Below are 17103 nucleotides of genomic sequence, written 5' to 3'. Positions count from 1 at the left end.
TCAGGACGCCTTCCATGCTCGCCAGAATCGGCCCTCCCGCGCCCGGCGACGCGCTAGCATGCTCCCCGTCTCTTCTCTCCACGAGGCAGGCAGATGAGCAGCCGAATCAACCTGCTCGCACCCGAGGTGCGGGCCAATCCCTACCCCTACTACGCCGAGCTGCGCCGCAACGCGCCCGTGAGCCAGGTGGACCCGGCGGGGTTCTGGGCCGTCTCGCGCTACGACGACCTCATCACGGTGATGAAGAACCCCCAGGTCTTCTCCTCGGAGGGCATCCGGCAGACCTACCGCCCGGCGTGGATACCCGACTACCCGCTCGCCGACTCCATGCTCGTCATGGATCCTCCGGAGCACACCCGGCTGCGGGCACTCGTCAGCCGCGCCTTCGGCCACTCCATGCTGAGCCGGATGGAGCCGCGCATCCGCGCGCTCGCGAAGGAGGCCGTCGCCGCGGTGACCCCGGGCCAGTCCATCGACTTCGTGGAGGCCTTCTCCTTCCGCATCCCCCTGGCCGTCCTCGGGGAGATGGCTGGCCTGCCCGCCTCCCTGCATCCGCGCTTCAGGCAGTGGGTGGAGGTCATCACCCACTTCACCAGCATCGGCCCCAACGACACCGCGAAGCACGAGCAGATGCGCGCCACGGTGAACGAGGCCCGGCAGTACTTCGCCGAGGTGCTGGAGGCCCGCCGCAAGGAGCCCCGTGAGGATTTGCTCAGCGATCTGCTGCGGGCCCAGGTGGATGGCGAGTCGCTGACGGAGACGGAGCTGATGGGCTTCATGTTCCTGCTCCTCGTCGCGGGGCTGGAGACCACCGTGCACCTGCTGAGCCTCAGCCTCATGCGGTTGCAGGAGGAGCCGGAGCTGCTGGCCCGGCTGCGCGCGGACGTCTCGCTCATCCCCCGCTTCGTCGAGGAGGCGCTGCGTCTGCACTGCCCGGCGCATGGAATCGTGCGGATGACCACCCAGGAGGTGGAGCTCGGCGGCGCGCGCATCCCCAAGGGGGCGCGGCTGCTGCTCATGATCGCCTCGGGCAACCGCGACGAGGCGCACTTCCCCGATCCCGATCGCTTCGACATGGATCGCCCCAACCCGCAGAATCTTCCCTTCGGCTACGGAGCCCACTTCTGCCTGGGTGCCCACCTGTCTCGGATCGAGACCCGGGTGGCCCTGGAGGAGCTGCTCGCCCGCTTCGTCCGGCTGACTCCCGGGGACGGAGAGGTGAAGTGGAACTCCTCGCTGATCATCCGAGGCCCCATCCGGCTCCCCCTGGTGGCGCACACGGAGTGAGGTGGAGTCCGGTCGCCCGCCCTGCCTCCATCGGGCCGCTCCCGGCCCCGTACCTGCCCGGTCCCACCGGCGTGTCCATGCTGTAGGGAAGCAGGAGACCCGCCATGATGACCGTCGACACCGATCTCACCACTGCTCGGGCAGTCGCCGCCCGGGCAGCACCCGCTCTCGCCATCCTGGAAATGCCGGGCCGCCAGGGGGTCGGCTTCGTGGTCTCCCCGGAGGGCTACCTCGTCACCAACCTGCACGTCGTGGCGGGCGCCGACGAGGTCCACGTCGTGCTCGCCGACGAGCAGTTCCTCCAGGTGCAAGAGGTGATCGCCCTGGACGAGAAGCGGGACCTGGCCGTGCTGCGGCTGCCCTCGCACGAGGTGGAGCCGCTGCGGCTCGCGCCCGAGTCCCACCCGGGTGAGGGGGACGCGCTCTTCATCCTCCTGCCCGCTGGCGGGGGCATGCTGGGGTTGATGGAGACGCGGGTCCACGCCGTGCAGGTGCTCGACGAGTCCCTCACCTTCCTGGAGCTGGAGGCCGCGCTCCCCGAGGACGCCTCGGGCGGTCCGGTGCTGGATGCCTCGGGCGCGCTGGTGGGCGTGGCCACCTGCGCCTTCGCGGACGGGCGGCCCGTCACCATCGTCATCCCCTCGCGCTACCTGCTGCCGCTGCTCTCCCAGCCCGAGTCCCAGCCCCTCTCCGCGCTCGCCCTGGCGAAGGCTCCGGCCCCCCGCCAGCGACAGGTGCCCACGCACCCGCTCTCCCTGTTGGAGGGCAGCCCCACGGATGGCATCGAGGAGATCGCCCTCGCCATCATGCAGGCCATCCAGCTCGGCGCTCCCGCCTACAACCGCGGAGACCCCGAGGGCTGCTACCGCCTCTATGCACGCGCGGCCGAGCGGATCCTCCAGGAACGCCCGGATTGTCCCGGCGCGCTGACGGCCCTCCGCGCCGGACTCCAACGCTGCGCGGAGCACGAGGACGACATGGACGCGTGCGCCTGGGCCCTGCGTGACACCTTCGACGGGCTCCTCCATGTCATCGACCGCTGGCTCCAGGCCCAGGCCGCCTTCGCGCGCATGGCGGCTCCCAAGTCGTACCTCCAATAAAGCGCTTCCCAACTCCACGGAATCCGTCCAATCCAGGACATCCCGGGCAGCTCGGAGGCGCTCTCCCCGGGAGGGGAATCTCGCCCCGTCAGGACAGCCGCTGGCTCGTAGTAAGACGGCCGGAGCACGATGACCCCCCGTCCCGGAGAGGAGCACATGCGAGCCCTGTTCGTGCCGTCTGGCAACCACGCGCCCTCGCCCGTTGAGACGCTGCTGCGGCAGTTGGGATGGACGCCGACGCGGGCCTCCAATGACGAAGCCGCCATCGTCGCCTTCCGGCGGGCCCCCTTTCCGCTGGTGCTGCTCGAAGTGGATGGGGGAGACAGGCTCGTGCTCGTCCGGGCACTCCGGGCCTGCCCGCGTGGCATGCAATCCTCCATCCTCCTGCTGGCGAGACCCGAGCAGCTGGGCCAGTTGCAGCCGCTGCTCGACGCCGGGGCCGATGACTTCCTGCTGCTGCCCCTGGACGAGGCCACGACCGCGCTCCGGCTGCGGCTCGCCGAGCGCCGTTCCGCGGAGCGCCCGGAGCCATTGCCGGAGGACTTCGAGTTGGACGGGCTGTGCGCGGTGCTGCTGCGGGAGAGCCCGGTGCCCACCTGCATCACCACGCGCGAGAGCGGTGCCTTCGTGGAGGTGAACGACGCCTGCGCGCGGCTGTTTGGCTACTCGCACGAGGAGATGCTCTGGCGCAGCGCGAAGGAGCTGAACCTGTGGGAGACCCCCATCGAGCACGATCGGCTCTCCGCGCTCTTCCGGGAGCAGGGGGTGCTGCGCGGGGTGGAGTCGCGCGTGCGCACGAAGGGTGGGGAGATCCGCGACGTGCTCGTCTTCACGGGCATCGCGGAGTACGCGGGCACACCCCACATCGTGACCATGTTCCCGGACGTCACCGAGCGCAAGCAGCTGCAGGCACGGCTGCTGCTGACGGACCGGATGGCCTCGGTGGGCACGCTGGCGGCGGGCGTGGCGCATGAGATCAACAACCCGCTGGCCTACGTCACGGCGAATCTCGGCTACGCGCACGAGGAGCTGGCCCGGACGCTGGAGCACTGGCCCGCGGAGCCGGCGGAAGCACTCCCCTCCCCGGCGCCGCTGAAGTCGGTGGCCACCGCGCTCGTCGAGGCGCTGCAGGGCGCGGACCGGGTGCGGACCATCGTCGGAGACCTCAAGACGTTCTCCCGGGAGACGCAGGAGCCGCTCCGGGCGGTGGACGTGAAGAAGGTGCTGGACTCCACGCTCAGCCTGGCCTCCGGGGAGATCCGCCACCGGGCGCGGCTGGTGAAGGAGTACGGGGACGTGCCACCGGTGCTCGGCAACGACTCACGCCTGGGCCAGGTGCTGCTCAACCTGCTGGTCAACGCCACCCAGGCCATCCCCTCCGACGGCGACGCGGACCACCATGAGATTCGCGTCACCACGCGCCTGAGCGCGCCAGGGCGGGTGTCGGTGGAGGTCTCCGACACGGGCACGGGCATCGCGCCCGAGCTGCTGGGCCGCGTCTTCGATCCCTTCTTCACCACCAAACCGCCAGGGGTGGGCACCGGGCTGGGGCTGTCCATCTGCCACAACCTCATCACCGCCATGGGCGGGGAGCTCCACGTCCACAGCGACCTGGGGCGGGGCAGCACCTTCCAGGTGGTGCTCCCGGTGGCCACCACGCCACCGCTACGGGAGTCACCCGCTCCGGTGACCCTGCCCACGGCCCTCACGGGAGGGCCACGAGGCCGCGTGCTGGTGATCGACGACGAGCCCCTGCTGTGCTCGGCGGTGGAGCGCATCTTGAGACCCCACCATGACGTGGTGCTCACCACGCTGGCGGCCGAGGTGCTCCCCCTGCTGGAGGCGGGAGAACGCTTCGACCTCATCCTGTGCGATCTGATGATGCCGCGGATGAACGGGATGGACTTCCACGCGGCGCTGCACCGGCTGCGCCCGGATCTCACCGGCCGCGTCATCTTCCTCACCGGTGGCGCCTTCACCCCACAGGCGAAGGACTTCCTCGAGCGGGTCCCCAATCGCCGGGTGGAGAAGCCCTTCAACGCGCGTGCCCTGCTGGCGGTGACGCACGAGGTGCTCGCCGCCGTGGGTTGAGCAGGGCCCGCGAGGGCTCACTCCGTGGGCGATCCGCGCCACTCCACGCGGTAGAGCGTCAGCGCCTCCTGCTTGCCCTTCACCAGCGTCGGAGGCAGGGGCGAGACGGGAATGGACCGCTCCACCCAGCGCTCGAGGGTGGTGTGGGTGAGGCAGATCTCCCCCGCTCCGGCGGCGGAGCACACCCGGCTCGCGACGTTGGTGGCGTCGCCGATGGTGGCGTACTGCACGTACTGCTCGGAGCCGATGTTGCCGGCCGCCACCCGGCCCGTGTTGAGGCCCACGTGGACCTGGATCTCCGGCCGGCCCTGGGCCCGCCAACGCTCGTTCAACCCGGCCAGGGCCTGCTGCATCTCCACCGCCGCGCGCACGGCCCGGTCGACATCGTCGGCGTGCGCGAACGGCGCCCCCCATACCGCCATCAGCGCGTCACCGATGTACTTCTCCAACGTCCCCTCGTGCCGGAAGACGATCTCCGCCATCACCGGGAAGTATTCGTTGAGCAGGTCCACCACCTGCCGGGGCTCGAGCGTGGAGGACAGGGCGGTGAACTGGCAGATGTCCGCGAAGAGGATCGTCACCTCCGTCTCGATGACCTCCAGGGGCGCGCTGCGCGTGAGCTGCAGCTTCTTGAGGGTGGCCGGGGGGAAGAAGCGCAGATAGGTATTGCGCAGCACGGCCTCCTCCTCGATGCGCTGGCGGAGGAGCGAGTTGTCGAGCGCGATGGCGGCCTGGTTGGCGAAGGCGGTGAGGAACTCCAGGTCCTCCTCGGAGAAGCCGTGGGGCCGCGAGAGGTTGTCCACGTACAACACCCCCAGCAGCTCGTCCCGGGGCTTGAGCGGGGCGCACATGGACGAGCGGATGGACTGCTGGAAGACCGAGTCGGCATTGCCCAGGCGCGGATCCACCCGGGCGTCGGAGAAGAGCGCCGCCACGCTGTGCGTGCGCACGTAGTCGACGATGTGCTGGCTGTAGAACTGGCCGGAGGGAAGCTCCCCTGTCAGGGACTTCGCCACCCGGGGACGCAGCTGGCCGCTGGAGGGATCCACCAGGAGCACGGCCGCCCGGTCCACCTGCATGATCTGGAAGACGAGTTGCAGCACGCGCTCCATCAGCGCGTCGATGGAGTCGGGCGAGGAGAGGAGCTGGCTCACCTTGAGCAGCACCTGGAGCTTGTCCCGGGCCCGGTCCTCCGCGCGCCCGTGCTTCACCTTCAGGGCGGTGGTGCTCCCGGGCTCGGGCATCGCTTCCAGCAGATCGACCATCGAGGCGGGAGAGAACCGGGTCTGGAGCGCCTGGACCTGCGTCGGCAGCAGATCCAGGGCGACCTCACGGGAGAGGGGCACGAGCTTGAAGCGCACCTCGCCACACTGGAAGATCTCTCCCCCGAACAGCTCGCAGCGTTGGATGCGCAGGTCGTTGACGAACGTCCCGTTCTTGCTGTCCAGGTCGATCAGGAAGAGGCGCTCACCCTCGCGCTGCAGCAGCGCGTGCCGCCGCGACAGGCTCTTGTGAAGCACGCAGATGGAGCTCTCCTTCGTACGCCCGATCGTGACGGCGTCGTCGGAAAGCTCGAAGACCTGCTCATCCAGCTGGCCCGGATTCATGATGAGCTGCATGACCGGGAACGTTAGCATCCGGACAGCCGCTCCTCGTAACAACCTCGTGGGCCCCCCCAGCCCGGACCCTCAGCGGGAGAAGAAGCTCCGGAGGACGGAGATCATCGCCGCCACGTCCGCCGCGGCGGCCATCTCGCGGATGGAGTGCATGGACAGCATGGGGCTGCCCACGTCCACGGTGCGGATACCCAGCTCACCCGCGGTGATGGGACCGATGGTGCTGCCACACCCCAGGTCCGTCCGGGTGACGAAGTTCTGCGGCGTCACCCCCGCCTCGCGGCAGCACAGGGCGAACCAGGCCCAGCTCTCGCCATCGGTGGCGTAGGACTGGTTGACGTTGGACTTGATGACCGGGCCCGCCCCCAGCAGCGGCTGGTGCTTGGGCTCGTGCATGGAGGCGTAGTTGGGATGCAACGCATGCGCCATGTCCGCCGACACCAGGAACGAGTGGCGGATGGCCCGGTGGAACGAGTCCCGCTTCCCGTCCGAGTGCGCCAGGGTGATGCGCTCCAGCAGATCTTTCAGGAAGGGGGACGCGGCGCCCTGGGCACTGGTGCTGCCGCACTCCTCGTGGTCGTACAGCACGACGCCGCACGTGGCCTCGCTCGGCCCCGTCTTCGCCAGCAGCGCGGACAGGCCGGAGTGGCTGCTGGCCAGGTTGTCCAGGCGCGGCGCGTGGAGGAACTCACCGAAGGCGCCGGAGCGGATGGAGGGCTGCGTGTCGTAGAGGCACAGATCGAACCCGAGGATGTCGCCCGGCTCCACCTGGGTGCCACCCCGGGCCAGCTCCTCGACGAGCATCGCCTTGAGGTCCAACGCGCCCGAGCGCTCCAGGGCGAGCACCGGCACCAGGTGGTCCTGGGCGTTGAGCTTGAGGCCGTCGGTGTTGACGGAGCGGTTGAGGTGGATGGCGAGGTTGGGGATGCGCAGCAGGGGGCGGCGGAAGTCCACCAGGTGGTGCGCGAGGCGGCCGTCCTTCGCCGTCACCAGGCGGCCGGCGAGGGACAGGTCCCTGTCCAGCCAGGTGCTGAAGAGGACGCCGCCGTACACCTCGACCCCGAGCTGGTGGTAGCCGGAGCGCTGCACCTGCGCGTTGGGCTTGAGGCGCAGGTTGGGCGAGTCGGTATGGGCGCCCACCAGGCGGAAGCCGGCGCGGTCCACGGGTGTGGTGCCCAGGTGGAAGGCGGCGATGCTGGTGTCCCCGCGGGTGACGTACACCTTGTCGCCGGGCTTCAGGTCCCAGGACTCGCGCTCGTCCAGGGCGCGGTAGCCCTGGGCGGTGAGGCGGCGGATCGTCTCGCGCACCGCGTGGTAGGGCGTGGGCGAGGCGTCGATATAGGCCAGCAGGTCGTTGGCGGCGGCATCGGTATCGGAGGGAATCATCGCCTCCAGGCTAGCGCCGCCGCCGGGGCCCGCCACAGGAAACGCGGGGCCCCCGCCGGGGAGTGTCTACCTGGCGGGCTGGGACGGAGGCGTGGAGGCCTGGGCGTCCCCCGCGGGCTCCACCCCCTGGTACACCGCCGGCAGAGAGGCGGACACCGTGCCCACGTAGAAGATGCCGTGGTAGCCCTGCCCGTTGCGGCCGTCGAAGAGGTGCACGAAGTAGCGCTCCCCGTTGTCCTGGCCCTTGGCCGGCTTCACGCCACAATCCAGCTTCTGCTGCCCGTCCACGGCGCAGATCCACGCCGTGCCGCTCTTGTAGGCGATGTCCAGCGAGAACACCCTCGGCAGCCGCTCCGCCACGCGCAGGCCCATGGGGCGGTAGTCCGCGCTCCACGGCAGCCCCTTCACCTGACGGGGGTGGAGGTTGCCGCTGAGCACCAGCACCGCCCGCTTGGAGGCGCCACCGGCCATCTCCAACACCGTCTTCGCCATGGCCTCCTCACGCGCCTCTCCGTCGAGGGCCGGGTGATCAAAGGCGAAGACCTCCACGTCCAGCCCCTGGCCGCGCAGCTTGCGCAGGGACTCGATGAGCCAGACCACGGCCTCGCTGTTGCGGCCATCCGGGTACGGGCTGCGCCAGAAGGAGCTCTCCATCAGCTTCGCCCAGTCCTCCGGCCTGCCCGCGCTGGACAGGAAGGTCCGGAGCCGCTCCTGGTTCTCCACCGGCACCTCCAGGCCCACCGTCACGGGGATGCCCTGGAGGAGCGCCTGGCACGTCCCCTGGGAGACGAAGTGCGGCACCTGCTGCGTGCCGTGCAGCTCGCCCATCAGCACCACGTTGCCGGGGCGCACCACCTTGCCCAGCCCCAGGATGGGCACGCCGCACTCGATGTCGGCCTCCCGCGTCACCTTCACCTCGGGCGTGTCGCTGGACTTCCTCGCATTCTGGGCGAGCACCGGAGAGAGCTTCCGGAACAGCTTCCACTCCATCACCAGGTCCCGGGCGGTCTGCTGGGACTGGCCCTGGACGGCGGCATCACCGCCCGCCTGCCGCAGCGACTCCGTGAGGGCCGCCTCGCTGCCGAAGCCCGTGGGGTTGTCCTGGGTGCGCCCATCCACGCTCCAGACGATCTGACTCCCCGGGGCCTTCAGCGCCGTGTTGGCGCTGCGAGTCTGCCGGGTGATGACCACCTTGCAACCGCGGGGGCCCTCGGGCTGGGCGACGACCAGGTAACGGTGCCAGTAGCCGGCGATCCGCGAGCCGACGAACTCCTCGCGCCACTCCGTCTCCAGCGAGGCCACGCCCTCGGTGTCCCGGACGGTGAAGCCGTTCGACGCGAACCAGGCGCGCACCTGGGGCCAGACCTCTTCGACGGGCTGCGCGTAGACGGCCTCCTCGTCCGGGGCGAAGTCCACGAACCGTGACGAACACCCCGACAACGCCGCGAGCAACAACAGGCAACCGAAGGCCATCCGCCTCATTCGAAGTCCTCCCAGACGATTCCAGCGCGCGGACATAGTGCCTGGAATCGCGGGGTTTTTCGCGCTCCCCGGCCTACCCGCCCCCACCCTGGCCAAGCTCCTCCAGCAGCCTGCGGGCGTTGTAGACGTCGCGCAGCCCCTCGACGATGCCCTGGCTGTGGACGGACACGGTGCGGTTGACGGACTCGTCGAACCCGTACTCTCCGCCCAGGGACTGGATGTTGCCGTCGAACACGATGCCGACGATCTCCGCGTCCTTGTTGAAGATGGGCGAGCCCGAGTTGCCCCCGATGATGTCGTTGGTGGACACGAAGTCGAACGGCGTCTGGAGCTCCAGGCGGGTCCTGGCCTGGACCCAGGAGGCGGGCAGGCGGAAGGGATCCTCGCCGGTGGCGCGCTCATAGAGGCCGGCGAACCGCGTGAAGGGCTCCACCGTCCTTCCCTCCTCCACGTAGCCCTTCACCTGACCGAAGGACAGACGGAGCGTGAAGGTGGCATCCGGATAGGCGCTGGTGCCGTAGGCCTCGAAACGGGCGCGGGCGATCAGCTCGCCGTTCCTGTCGAAGACGGACGCCACCTGCTGCTCGTAGCGGTCGCGGATGGCGCGAGCCTCCTCATCGAGGGAGCGGACGAGCTCCAGCATCGGATCCTTCGAGGCACGCAGGGCCTCCGGACCACCCTGGTAGAGCTGGCGGCGGACCTGGGGGCTGGCCAGCTTCGTACCGGCCACCAGCTTGCGCGCGAGTGCCTCCGGCGACTGCTTGCCCAGCACCTTCTTCACCACGGGGTCATCCGGCCCGAGCTGCTCGCGCAGCTTCGTCAGATAGAAGGAGAGCAGCGCCTCCTCCAGCTGGGGATAGACGGGGGCGGGGCTGAAGAGCACCTGCTCCAGCTGGGGCCTGCGCGCCTCGGCGTACTCCTCCAGCCGTTGCTCGTTGGGTTTGGAGCGCTCCTCGGCCGAGCGGATGAGCAGACGCGCGTAATCGAAGAGGTCCGACTCCGCCCCGGCGCGCTGCTCCAACAACCGCAGCCGGATGCGCATGTCGCGCAGCACGTCCGTGGCCCGGGCGATCTCGTCCCAGGCCTGGCCAAAGCGCTTCTGCCGCCCGGGCTCCGCCTTCACCCAGTCGCGCAGCTTCTGCTCCTCGGCCACCTTCTTCGCGAAGAAGTCCCGATCGACGAGCGCCTCGCGCCGGCCCACCTGGGCCTTGTACGAGTTCTCCATCTCGAGCTTGAGGGCATTGGCGATGCGGGAGAGCTCCGGCCCCCGTTTCTGGAACTCGTTGAGCAGTCCGCGCAGCTCGGCCAGGACGAGGAGGCGCTCGGGCACGGAGTAGTCGCGCTGGAAGAGGAGCTGGGCCACCGTGGCCAGGCGCGAGGTGCTGCCCGGGTGCCCGGCCACGAAGGTCAGCTCGCCCTCCTGGGCGCCCTTCGGGGACCAGCGGAGCCAGTGGTCCAGCTTCGCCGGCTTGCCGTCCTGGTACACGCGCACGAAGGACACGTCATAGGCGTAGCGGGGGAACTCGAAGTTGTCCGGGTCTCCGCCGAAGAAGGCAATGGCCTCCTCGGGGGCGAACACCAACCGCACGTCCTGGAAACGCTGGTACTTATAGAGGTTGTACATGCCGCCCTGGTACAGCGTCACCACGTCACAACGGACGTCGGTAGCGGTGGCGCACGCCTTCTCCAGCCGGGCGATCTCCGCCCGCTGCGCATCTCGGAAGGCCGCGCCCTCCTTGCCCTGCGTGGCCTTCGTCACCGCCTCGGTGACGTCGGAGATCTCCAGCAGCTTGTTGACCTCCATGGCCGGGCACTGCCGCTCCTGCTGGGCGGTGGCCGCGTAGAAGCCCTTCGCGATGTAGTCGCTCTTCGCGGTGGAGAGCTGCTGGACGCAATCGCTCACACAGTGGTGGTTGGTCATCACCAGCCCGTTGGGAGACACGAAGCTGGCCGAGCACCCACCGGCGAGGCGCGCCGCGGAGAGCCGGACCTTCTCCAGCCACGCCTTGTCCGGCGCGAAGCCATACCGCGCCTTCACCACGTCCGCGGGAAAGTTGTTGAAGGTCCACATGCCCTCGTCGGCCCGGGCGAGCCCGGCCACGAGCAGCAGGAGGACGGCGAGCAGCCGTGTCATTCAGGTCTCCTTCGAGTCAATCCCGGAGACCCTACTCCATCCGTCCACGCGCTTGGGCCGCTCTTCTAATGACTCTCACGCCCCACTTGCCCCGGGGGATGCACGACCGATGTGTAGAATTACAGTGTAATGGATTGAGCAGGTTCCGTCCGTCCACCTGCCCAGCATGCAGGCGTCGGGGTCCTGTGTTGAGTGCAAAATATATTTGATGGATGCTCGGGCAGACCGGTCGGACGACCGAGCGCACCGTCATCGAGCAGGAGCTCACGACTCACAGCACATGCAAGACCTCTCCGAACGCCAGGGCGATGAGCCCGGATTGGCGCAACGGGAGGGCTGTATCGACAAAGTCCAACATCTCATACCGGCCGCCCCACGCGGATCGGCATTTCCCTGTCTGTCTTCAACTCTTCTCGGGAGCCCCCTACGTGAAGAAAACCCTTCTCCTGGCTGGAACATTTCTCATCCTCGGCGTCGCTGCTTGCGGAGCGCCCGATACCGAAGAAGCCATCGAGGGACCCTCCCAGACGTTGGAGACAGCCACCGCGGCGCTGACCACGCAGAACTGCTCGCAGCTCTCCGTCATCTCGGTGATCGCCAGCGGAAATGATGGCAACGTGCCGGCCAACACGCTCGATGATCGGCTCGATACGCGCTGGAGCAACCTTGGCAGGGATTCGTGGATCGACTTCGACCTGGGCGCCGAACGCTCCGTCTCGGGCGCGGCCATCGCCTGGCATCAGGGAGATCAGCGCATCAATGACTTCACCCTGCACGTCTCCACGGACGGGATGAGCTACACCCAGGTCTACACCGGCAAGAGCAGCGGCACGACGACGGCGGCGGAGACGTACTCCTTCGCCGCGCGAACCGCGCGCCGCCTGCGCATCTACTTCAAAGGCAACACCGTGAATGACTGGGCGAGCATCGCCGAGGTCCGCGCATGCGGGACGTCCATCACCAGCTCTGGCGTGGTGTGGCGCGGCGACTTCGAGACGGGCGACCACTCCCAGTGGACCCGCGCGCAGATGGTCAGCGCGGACCGGCTGCAGGTGGTGTCCTCGCCGCTGCGCCAGGGCCGCTACGCCCTCAAGGCCACGGTGCGCCAGGGCGATGATCCCATCAACGCCAGTGGCAACCGCAACGAGCTGGTGAGGATGACCCGCGAGCCGACGGGCTCGGAGTACTACTACAAGTTCAGCACGATGTTCGCCTCGGACTTCCCGAGTGTGAAGACCTGGCAGCTCTTCACCCAGTGGCACCACGAGGGCGGCAGCGGCTCACCGCCAGTGGAGTTCTACGTCTACAGCGAGGAGATACGGCTGAACATCGGCGGCGATCCTGGCGTCATCGTGTGGAAGACCCCGTTGGTTCGCTCACAGTGGCAGGACTTCATCCTCCATGTGAAATGGTCGCCCGACCCGAGCGTCGGCTTCGTCGAGCTGTACCACAACGGCAAGCTCGTTCTGCCCAAGCGCTACATCGCCACCCAATACTCCGGGATGGTCAATTACCTGAAGGTGGGTCTGTATCGCAGTGACACCATCACGCAGGTGGGCACCGTCTATCACGACGGTTGGACCATGGCCCGCAACCTCTCGGACGTCCTGTAGCCAGCCCCATCCCGCCTCGACCGTGGGGCAGGCGCTCTGCCTCACGGGTCATGGGAACCGCAAACACCGCCCTGAAGAGCAACCCTTAATCATAGACATCCGGCTTTCCGTGTCCGACACGATTTCAATCAAGCCGAAATATGATGTTGCCTTCTTTACTGCGGGCCTACCTCCGAGGAGAGTATGCGGGACCTCACCCATGATGTGGTAACCCCACTGCAAGGCGGCCGGCATGCTCGTTTCAGGCTCTCAGACCCCTTCCTGCGCCTCGCTGCGCATTCTCAAGGACGCGGCCCGTGCTCCGGATGCGGCGGCATTGCGTCCCCACATCCGGCATCACTTCCAGGCGCTGCTCTCGGACAGGGGTGACTGGAACCTCTCCATCTACGACCTGGCCTGGGTGCTCTGCTGCGACTTCTTCAACGAAGAGGACAAGCGGAAGAACCTCGCCCTGCTGCTCGACGCGCAGCACGCCGATGGCGGCTGGGGAGATCCCAGCTACATGCCGCACTCGGCGCTCGTGGACACCCTGGCGGCCACCATGGCGCTGGTGCGCGTGGGCCAGCCGCTCCCCAGGCACCGGGAGCTGGAGGCCCGCGTCGAGGCGCTGATCATCGCCTGTCACGACTACCCCCACCATGACACGGTGGCCTTCGAGCTCGTGGCCCCCAAGCTGCTCAAGTGGCTGGAGCGCAACCAGTGCACCTTCCCGCTCAGCGCCCGGTCCCGCGAGTTCATCGAGACGTTGGATCGCAAGGGAGACATGAAGCTGGGCAAGCTGCGGCAGCTGGGCCCGCTGTTCGATCCGGGCAGCACGCTGAGCTACACGGCCGAGCTCGCTGCCCTCACTCCCGGGCTCGTCGATGACGTGGGCCAGCTCCCGCGGACGATGCTGCCCAATGGGGCCATCGGCCTGTCTCCGTCCGCCACCGCCGCCACCATCCTCCTGCTCACCGAGCAGGGGCGCGAGGTCCCCAGCGGCCTCTACCAGTACCTGCGCGACACCTTCGAGGACTACCAGCGGACGGGCTTCCCCAACCTGCACCCCATCGTCACCTCGCGGCGGCTGTGGAACGTGCGCCCCTGGCTGGTGTCCGGCAACATCTTCGATCTGGTCCGGGACGAGACCATCCTTCCCCTGCTGACGCGCATCTACCAGGAGACGAACATCGACGAGCTGGGCCGCGTCTCGTGGGACACGAACAACGCCGACCTGCCGGACCTGGATGACACCGCGGTCGCGTTTGCCCTCTACTCCGTGCTCGTCAAGGCGGGGGTGCGCGACCTCAAGCCCATGACGAGCGCCAGCCTCCAACGGTTCCAGCGCAAGAACGGCACCTTCTTCTGCTACCCGTACGAGCTCCACCCGTCCCCCTCCGCCCTGCTCCACTCGGTCATGTCCATGGACCTGGCCGCGGGCACGTTCGAGGAGGCCTTCACCAGCCAGCCCGTCAACCAGGAGATCCTCCGCAGCCTGCTGGAGCAGTTGGATCCCCAGGACTTCGACTTCGATCAGCTCAACCACGACAAGTGGCACGCCACGTGGACCTACGGCGTGCAGAAGTGGCTGAGCCTGCGCTCCATCCTCTTCACCTACCCGGAGCGGGTGCGGCAGATGCTGACCGAGGTGGAGAACCGGACGAAGCAGGGCGGCTGGGGGCAACAGGAGCCCACCCTGGAGGAGACCGCCTATGTCGCGTCCGGTCTGGCCACCCTGCTGAAGTACGAACCGGAGCTCCTGCCCAACGAGACGGAGAAGGTCCGGGAGCTCATCCGGGGCTCCCTCCGCTTCCTCGTCCAGGAGCTGCAACGGCCGCAAGTCGAGCTGCCGGCGCTGTGGATCTCCAAGAACATGTACGCGCCCCGTTTCCAGGTCGCCTCGGCCGTGCTGGATGCGATGTACGGCGCGATGACGCTCCGCTGAGTCCCTGGGACATCCCGGGTGGCCCGTTGGAACGGGACCACCCGGTTCCTCTCACCCCAGGCAGTCCGCGAGGTACCAGAGCAGGGCGGTCCCGAGGCTGAAGGGCACGGCGAGGTCGGCGGTGCCCGTGGAGGAGAGCGCCACCGCGTCCGAGGACAGGAGCGGAACGGTGGCGGCCACCACGAACGTGGCGCCAAGGAGGAGCAGGCGCTGCACGGGCCGCGGGCGCCGGGGCAGGCGCTGGAGCAATCGCTCCTGGAAGCCATCGTCCGGGAGACCGGAGGGAAGCTGCCGCTGGAGCAGCGAATCGAGCCAGGCCTCGTCATCGTGGCGGTTCATGGGACCTCCTCGAGCTGTCGGCGCAGCTTCTCCTTCGCGCGCGCGACATGGGTCTTGAGCGTGCCCAGGGGACAGTCGAGGACGACCGCCGCCTCCTCATGGGTCAGCTCGTTGGCATAGGTGAGCACGAGTGCGGCCCGCTCGCGGGGCTTGAGGGAGGCGAGCGCCCGCTCCAGATCGTACCGTTCCAGGAACGTGTCCGGCAGGAGGAGCCCGGCGCTCCCCTCCTCCAGGGCGGGAGGCTCCGGTGGAACGTCGCGGCTGCCCCGGTCGTGGCTGAAGTACACGTTGCAGGCGATACGGTAGAGCCAGGAGGAGAACTTCGCGCCCCCCCGGTACCCCCTCAGTCCCCTGAGGGCGCGCAGGAAGGTCTCCTGCGCCAGGTCGTCCGCCTGTGCCACGTCCCCCCCGGTCAGCCGGCGCAGCAGGCCACGCACCGCGGACTGGTGCCGGGCCACCAGCTCGCCGAACGCGCGCCGGTCGTCCCGCACGAGTACCCGTGTGATGAGCTCGGCGTCCGAAGGGGCTTCAGGAGGGGAGGACATGGGCCGTGGGGGTTACAGCTGGGGCTCCGGCGAGAGCTCGGACGCCAGGGGACCCCGGCCTCGCTGCAGCCGCCAGACGAGCAGGTGCCCCACGCCGATGAGGAAGAGCGTCACCCCGGCGCCCCAGGCCCCGTCCGAGTCAGGGAGGGCCCCCAGGAAGATCGTCAGCCCCACGCCCGCCGTGGACAGGATGATTCCCCGCCGCAGATCGGACGGCTTGCGCTTGGGCGGCGGCGCGAGCAGCCCGGGGGGAATCTCCGCCCCCTTCTCCACCATCATGCGCACCGTCTCATGGAGATGACGGCTCTTGCGGTTGTTGGCCACCAGCCATGCCAGGAAGCCCACCAGCAGGCAGCTGAAGAGGCTCACGCTGACGAGGTAGGGGCCGGGATCGACATCAGCGTTGGACATCCGACGATGCTCGCGCGCCTGGAGCAGCTCGAAGAGCTGGTCGGAGCTGAGCCGCCCTTCTGGATCGATCCGCCGCGCCTGCTCCTCCAATTGCTGGATATCCGCCTCCAACGCCTGGCGCTGGGCGTCGAGGTCCTTCCGGCGGGCCTCCAGCTCCTGGCGCTGCGCTTCGAGCCGAGGGGAGCGCGGCATGGGGGGAGGAGGCGGCGTGGAGGGGGCGGCGGGGGTTTCGGCCTCGGGTACGGACTGGGCCCGCGCCTCTCCCGCGAGGGTGGCCAGGAGGCAGAGGGTGAGCAGCTGGAACTTCATGAAGGACTCCTTCCGTCGGTTTTCTGGGCGTTAGGACTCCCGGCCCCGGCCACTTGGATTCAGCCCTGGATTTTTTCCGCGCGGAACCCACCCACGCCGGATTCCACCCCCCGGGTAGCAACTCTCTCCGTGAACCACGGATAATCCGGCCATGGACCCGATTGGCCGCCGCCCCGTTGCCGTCAAGCTGCCCTCCCAACCCGCCCGGACCGAGTCCGCGCCCGCAGCGCCCACGGCGGCCGCCGCCCGGGAGGTGGGCCACGCCCTGAAGAGTGGCTTCGAGGCGGTGGGGGCGAAGGCCACGGCCCTGGCCACCGTCGGCACCTGGCGGGGCCCGGCGGACTCGGAGGTGGGGCGTGCCATCAACGGCATGCTCGAGCGCCTCAAGAAGTGCGACATCACCATCAAGGGTGACACGCCGGAGAGCCTCTTCCGCCGGGCCATCCTGGACAACAAGCACGTGACGAACGAGCAGCTGCTCGCCATGTCCAGGGTGACGCTGGACAAGCTGGACTCCGGCCCGGAGACGCGGAAGAAGGTGCTGGAGAAGATTCCGAATGCCCGGGAGCTGCCCGTGCACAAGTTCACGGTGGCCATGCTGTCGGCGGCCACGGGCATCGACGCCCAGAAGCTGTCCGAGGCCTGCCCGGACCTGGGGATGACGGGCGCGCCGAACACCCCGCTCCTCTACGCGGCCAAGGGCGAGGGCATGCAGCGCTCCACGGCCCTGCACGACTTCACGGACTACCTGCGAGGGGCCGGCATCAAGGGGCTCAACAAGGCCGTCTGGGGTGTGGAGAACCGGGTGCTCTCGGCCGCCGTCAGCGCACTGGGCGGCGGTCGCTACTAGCGGTTAACCTGCCGTT

The 17103-nt window shown here is 68.6% G+C and carries 13 protein-coding genes; 6 read left to right on the top strand and 7 right to left on the bottom strand.

Annotated features, from left to right (window positions below):
- Positions 1 to 93 precede the first annotated feature (93 nt).
- The 3 genes from NR810_RS18115 (at position 94) to NR810_RS18105 (ending at position 4478) form a co-directional block, all read left to right on the top strand.
- A complete protein-coding gene (locus NR810_RS18115; RefSeq protein ID WP_257453975.1) occupies positions 94 to 1287 on the top strand; it encodes a cytochrome P450 in 1194 nt (397 codons plus the stop codon).
- Positions 1288 to 1391: 104 nt separating this feature from the next.
- Positions 1392 to 2387 carry a S1C family serine protease gene (locus NR810_RS18110; protein WP_257453973.1) on the top strand — a complete coding sequence of 332 codons (996 nt, stop codon included), beginning with the start codon at positions 1392 to 1394 and terminating at the stop codon, positions 2385 to 2387.
- Positions 2388 to 2543: 156 nt separating this feature from the next.
- Complete coding sequence (locus NR810_RS18105; protein ID WP_257453971.1) at positions 2544 to 4478, top strand: ATP-binding response regulator; 1935 nt, start codon at positions 2544 to 2546, stop codon at positions 4476 to 4478.
- Between the two features lie 17 nt (positions 4479 to 4495).
- On the opposite strand, the gene NR810_RS18100 is transcribed toward NR810_RS18105, so the two are convergent.
- The 4 genes from NR810_RS18100 to NR810_RS18085 all read right to left on the bottom strand — a co-directional run bounded on the left by NR810_RS18100 (position 4496) and on the right by NR810_RS18085 (position 11096).
- A complete protein-coding gene (locus tag NR810_RS18100) occupies positions 4496 to 6115 on the bottom strand; it encodes an adenylate/guanylate cyclase domain-containing protein (protein ID WP_306818277.1) in 1620 nt (539 codons plus the stop codon).
- 51 nt (positions 6116 to 6166) lie between these two features.
- On the bottom strand, positions 6167 to 7480 hold the full coding sequence (locus NR810_RS18095) for a M18 family aminopeptidase (protein ID WP_257453969.1): 1314 nt from the start codon (positions 7478 to 7480) through the stop codon (positions 6167 to 6169).
- A 66-nt stretch (positions 7481 to 7546) separates the two neighbouring features.
- Complete coding sequence (locus tag NR810_RS18090; protein WP_257453967.1) at positions 7547 to 8962, bottom strand: hypothetical protein; 1416 nt, start codon at positions 8960 to 8962, stop codon at positions 7547 to 7549.
- Between the two features lie 73 nt (positions 8963 to 9035).
- Positions 9036 to 11096 carry a S46 family peptidase gene (locus NR810_RS18085; RefSeq protein WP_257453965.1) on the bottom strand — a complete coding sequence of 687 codons (2061 nt, stop codon included), beginning with the start codon at positions 11094 to 11096 and terminating at the stop codon, positions 9036 to 9038.
- Positions 11097 to 11524: 428 nt separating this feature from the next.
- Between NR810_RS18085 and NR810_RS18080 the strand changes: the two genes are divergently transcribed.
- Together NR810_RS18080 and NR810_RS18075 are read left to right on the top strand one after the other, a co-directional pair.
- Positions 11525 to 12709: a heparin lyase I family protein gene (locus NR810_RS18080; protein ID WP_257453963.1), complete on the top strand. Its 1185-nt coding sequence runs from the start codon at positions 11525 to 11527 to the stop codon at positions 12707 to 12709.
- A gap of 232 nt (positions 12710 to 12941) precedes the next feature.
- Positions 12942 to 14633, top strand: a complete 1692-nt coding sequence (locus NR810_RS18075) for a hypothetical protein (RefSeq protein ID WP_257453962.1) — start codon at positions 12942 to 12944, stop codon at positions 14631 to 14633.
- 51 nt (positions 14634 to 14684) lie between these two features.
- On the opposite strand, the gene NR810_RS18070 is transcribed toward NR810_RS18075, so the two are convergent.
- The 3 genes from NR810_RS18070 to NR810_RS18060 are packed head-to-tail and all read right to left on the bottom strand — an operon-like array spanning position 14685 to position 16237.
- A complete protein-coding gene (locus NR810_RS18070; RefSeq protein ID WP_257453960.1) occupies positions 14685 to 14972 on the bottom strand; it encodes a hypothetical protein in 288 nt (95 codons plus the stop codon).
- Positions 14969 to 15517 carry an RNA polymerase sigma factor gene (locus tag NR810_RS18065; protein ID WP_257453959.1) on the bottom strand — a complete coding sequence of 183 codons (549 nt, stop codon included), beginning with the start codon at positions 15515 to 15517 and terminating at the stop codon, positions 14969 to 14971. Before NR810_RS18065 ends, NR810_RS18070 begins: the two co-directional genes overlap by 4 nt.
- A gap of 12 nt (positions 15518 to 15529) precedes the next feature.
- Positions 15530 to 16237: a DUF6249 domain-containing protein gene (locus NR810_RS18060; protein WP_257453957.1), complete on the bottom strand. Its 708-nt coding sequence runs from the start codon at positions 16235 to 16237 to the stop codon at positions 15530 to 15532.
- A gap of 151 nt (positions 16238 to 16388) precedes the next feature.
- Between NR810_RS18060 and NR810_RS18055 the strand changes: the two genes are divergently transcribed.
- Positions 16389 to 17087 (top strand): hypothetical protein, encoded by a 699-nt coding sequence (locus NR810_RS18055; RefSeq protein ID WP_257453955.1) that lies wholly within the window; start codon positions 16389 to 16391, stop codon positions 17085 to 17087.
- The last annotated feature ends 16 nt before the right edge of the window (positions 17088 to 17103 follow it).

The sequence above is a fragment of the Archangium lipolyticum genome (assembly GCF_024623785.1).
Classification (GTDB): Bacteria; Myxococcota; Myxococcia; order Myxococcales; family Myxococcaceae; genus Archangium; species Archangium lipolyticum.
The sequence above is the reverse complement of the archived record's forward strand: the minus strand, read 5'-3'. Positions and strand labels throughout refer to the sequence as shown.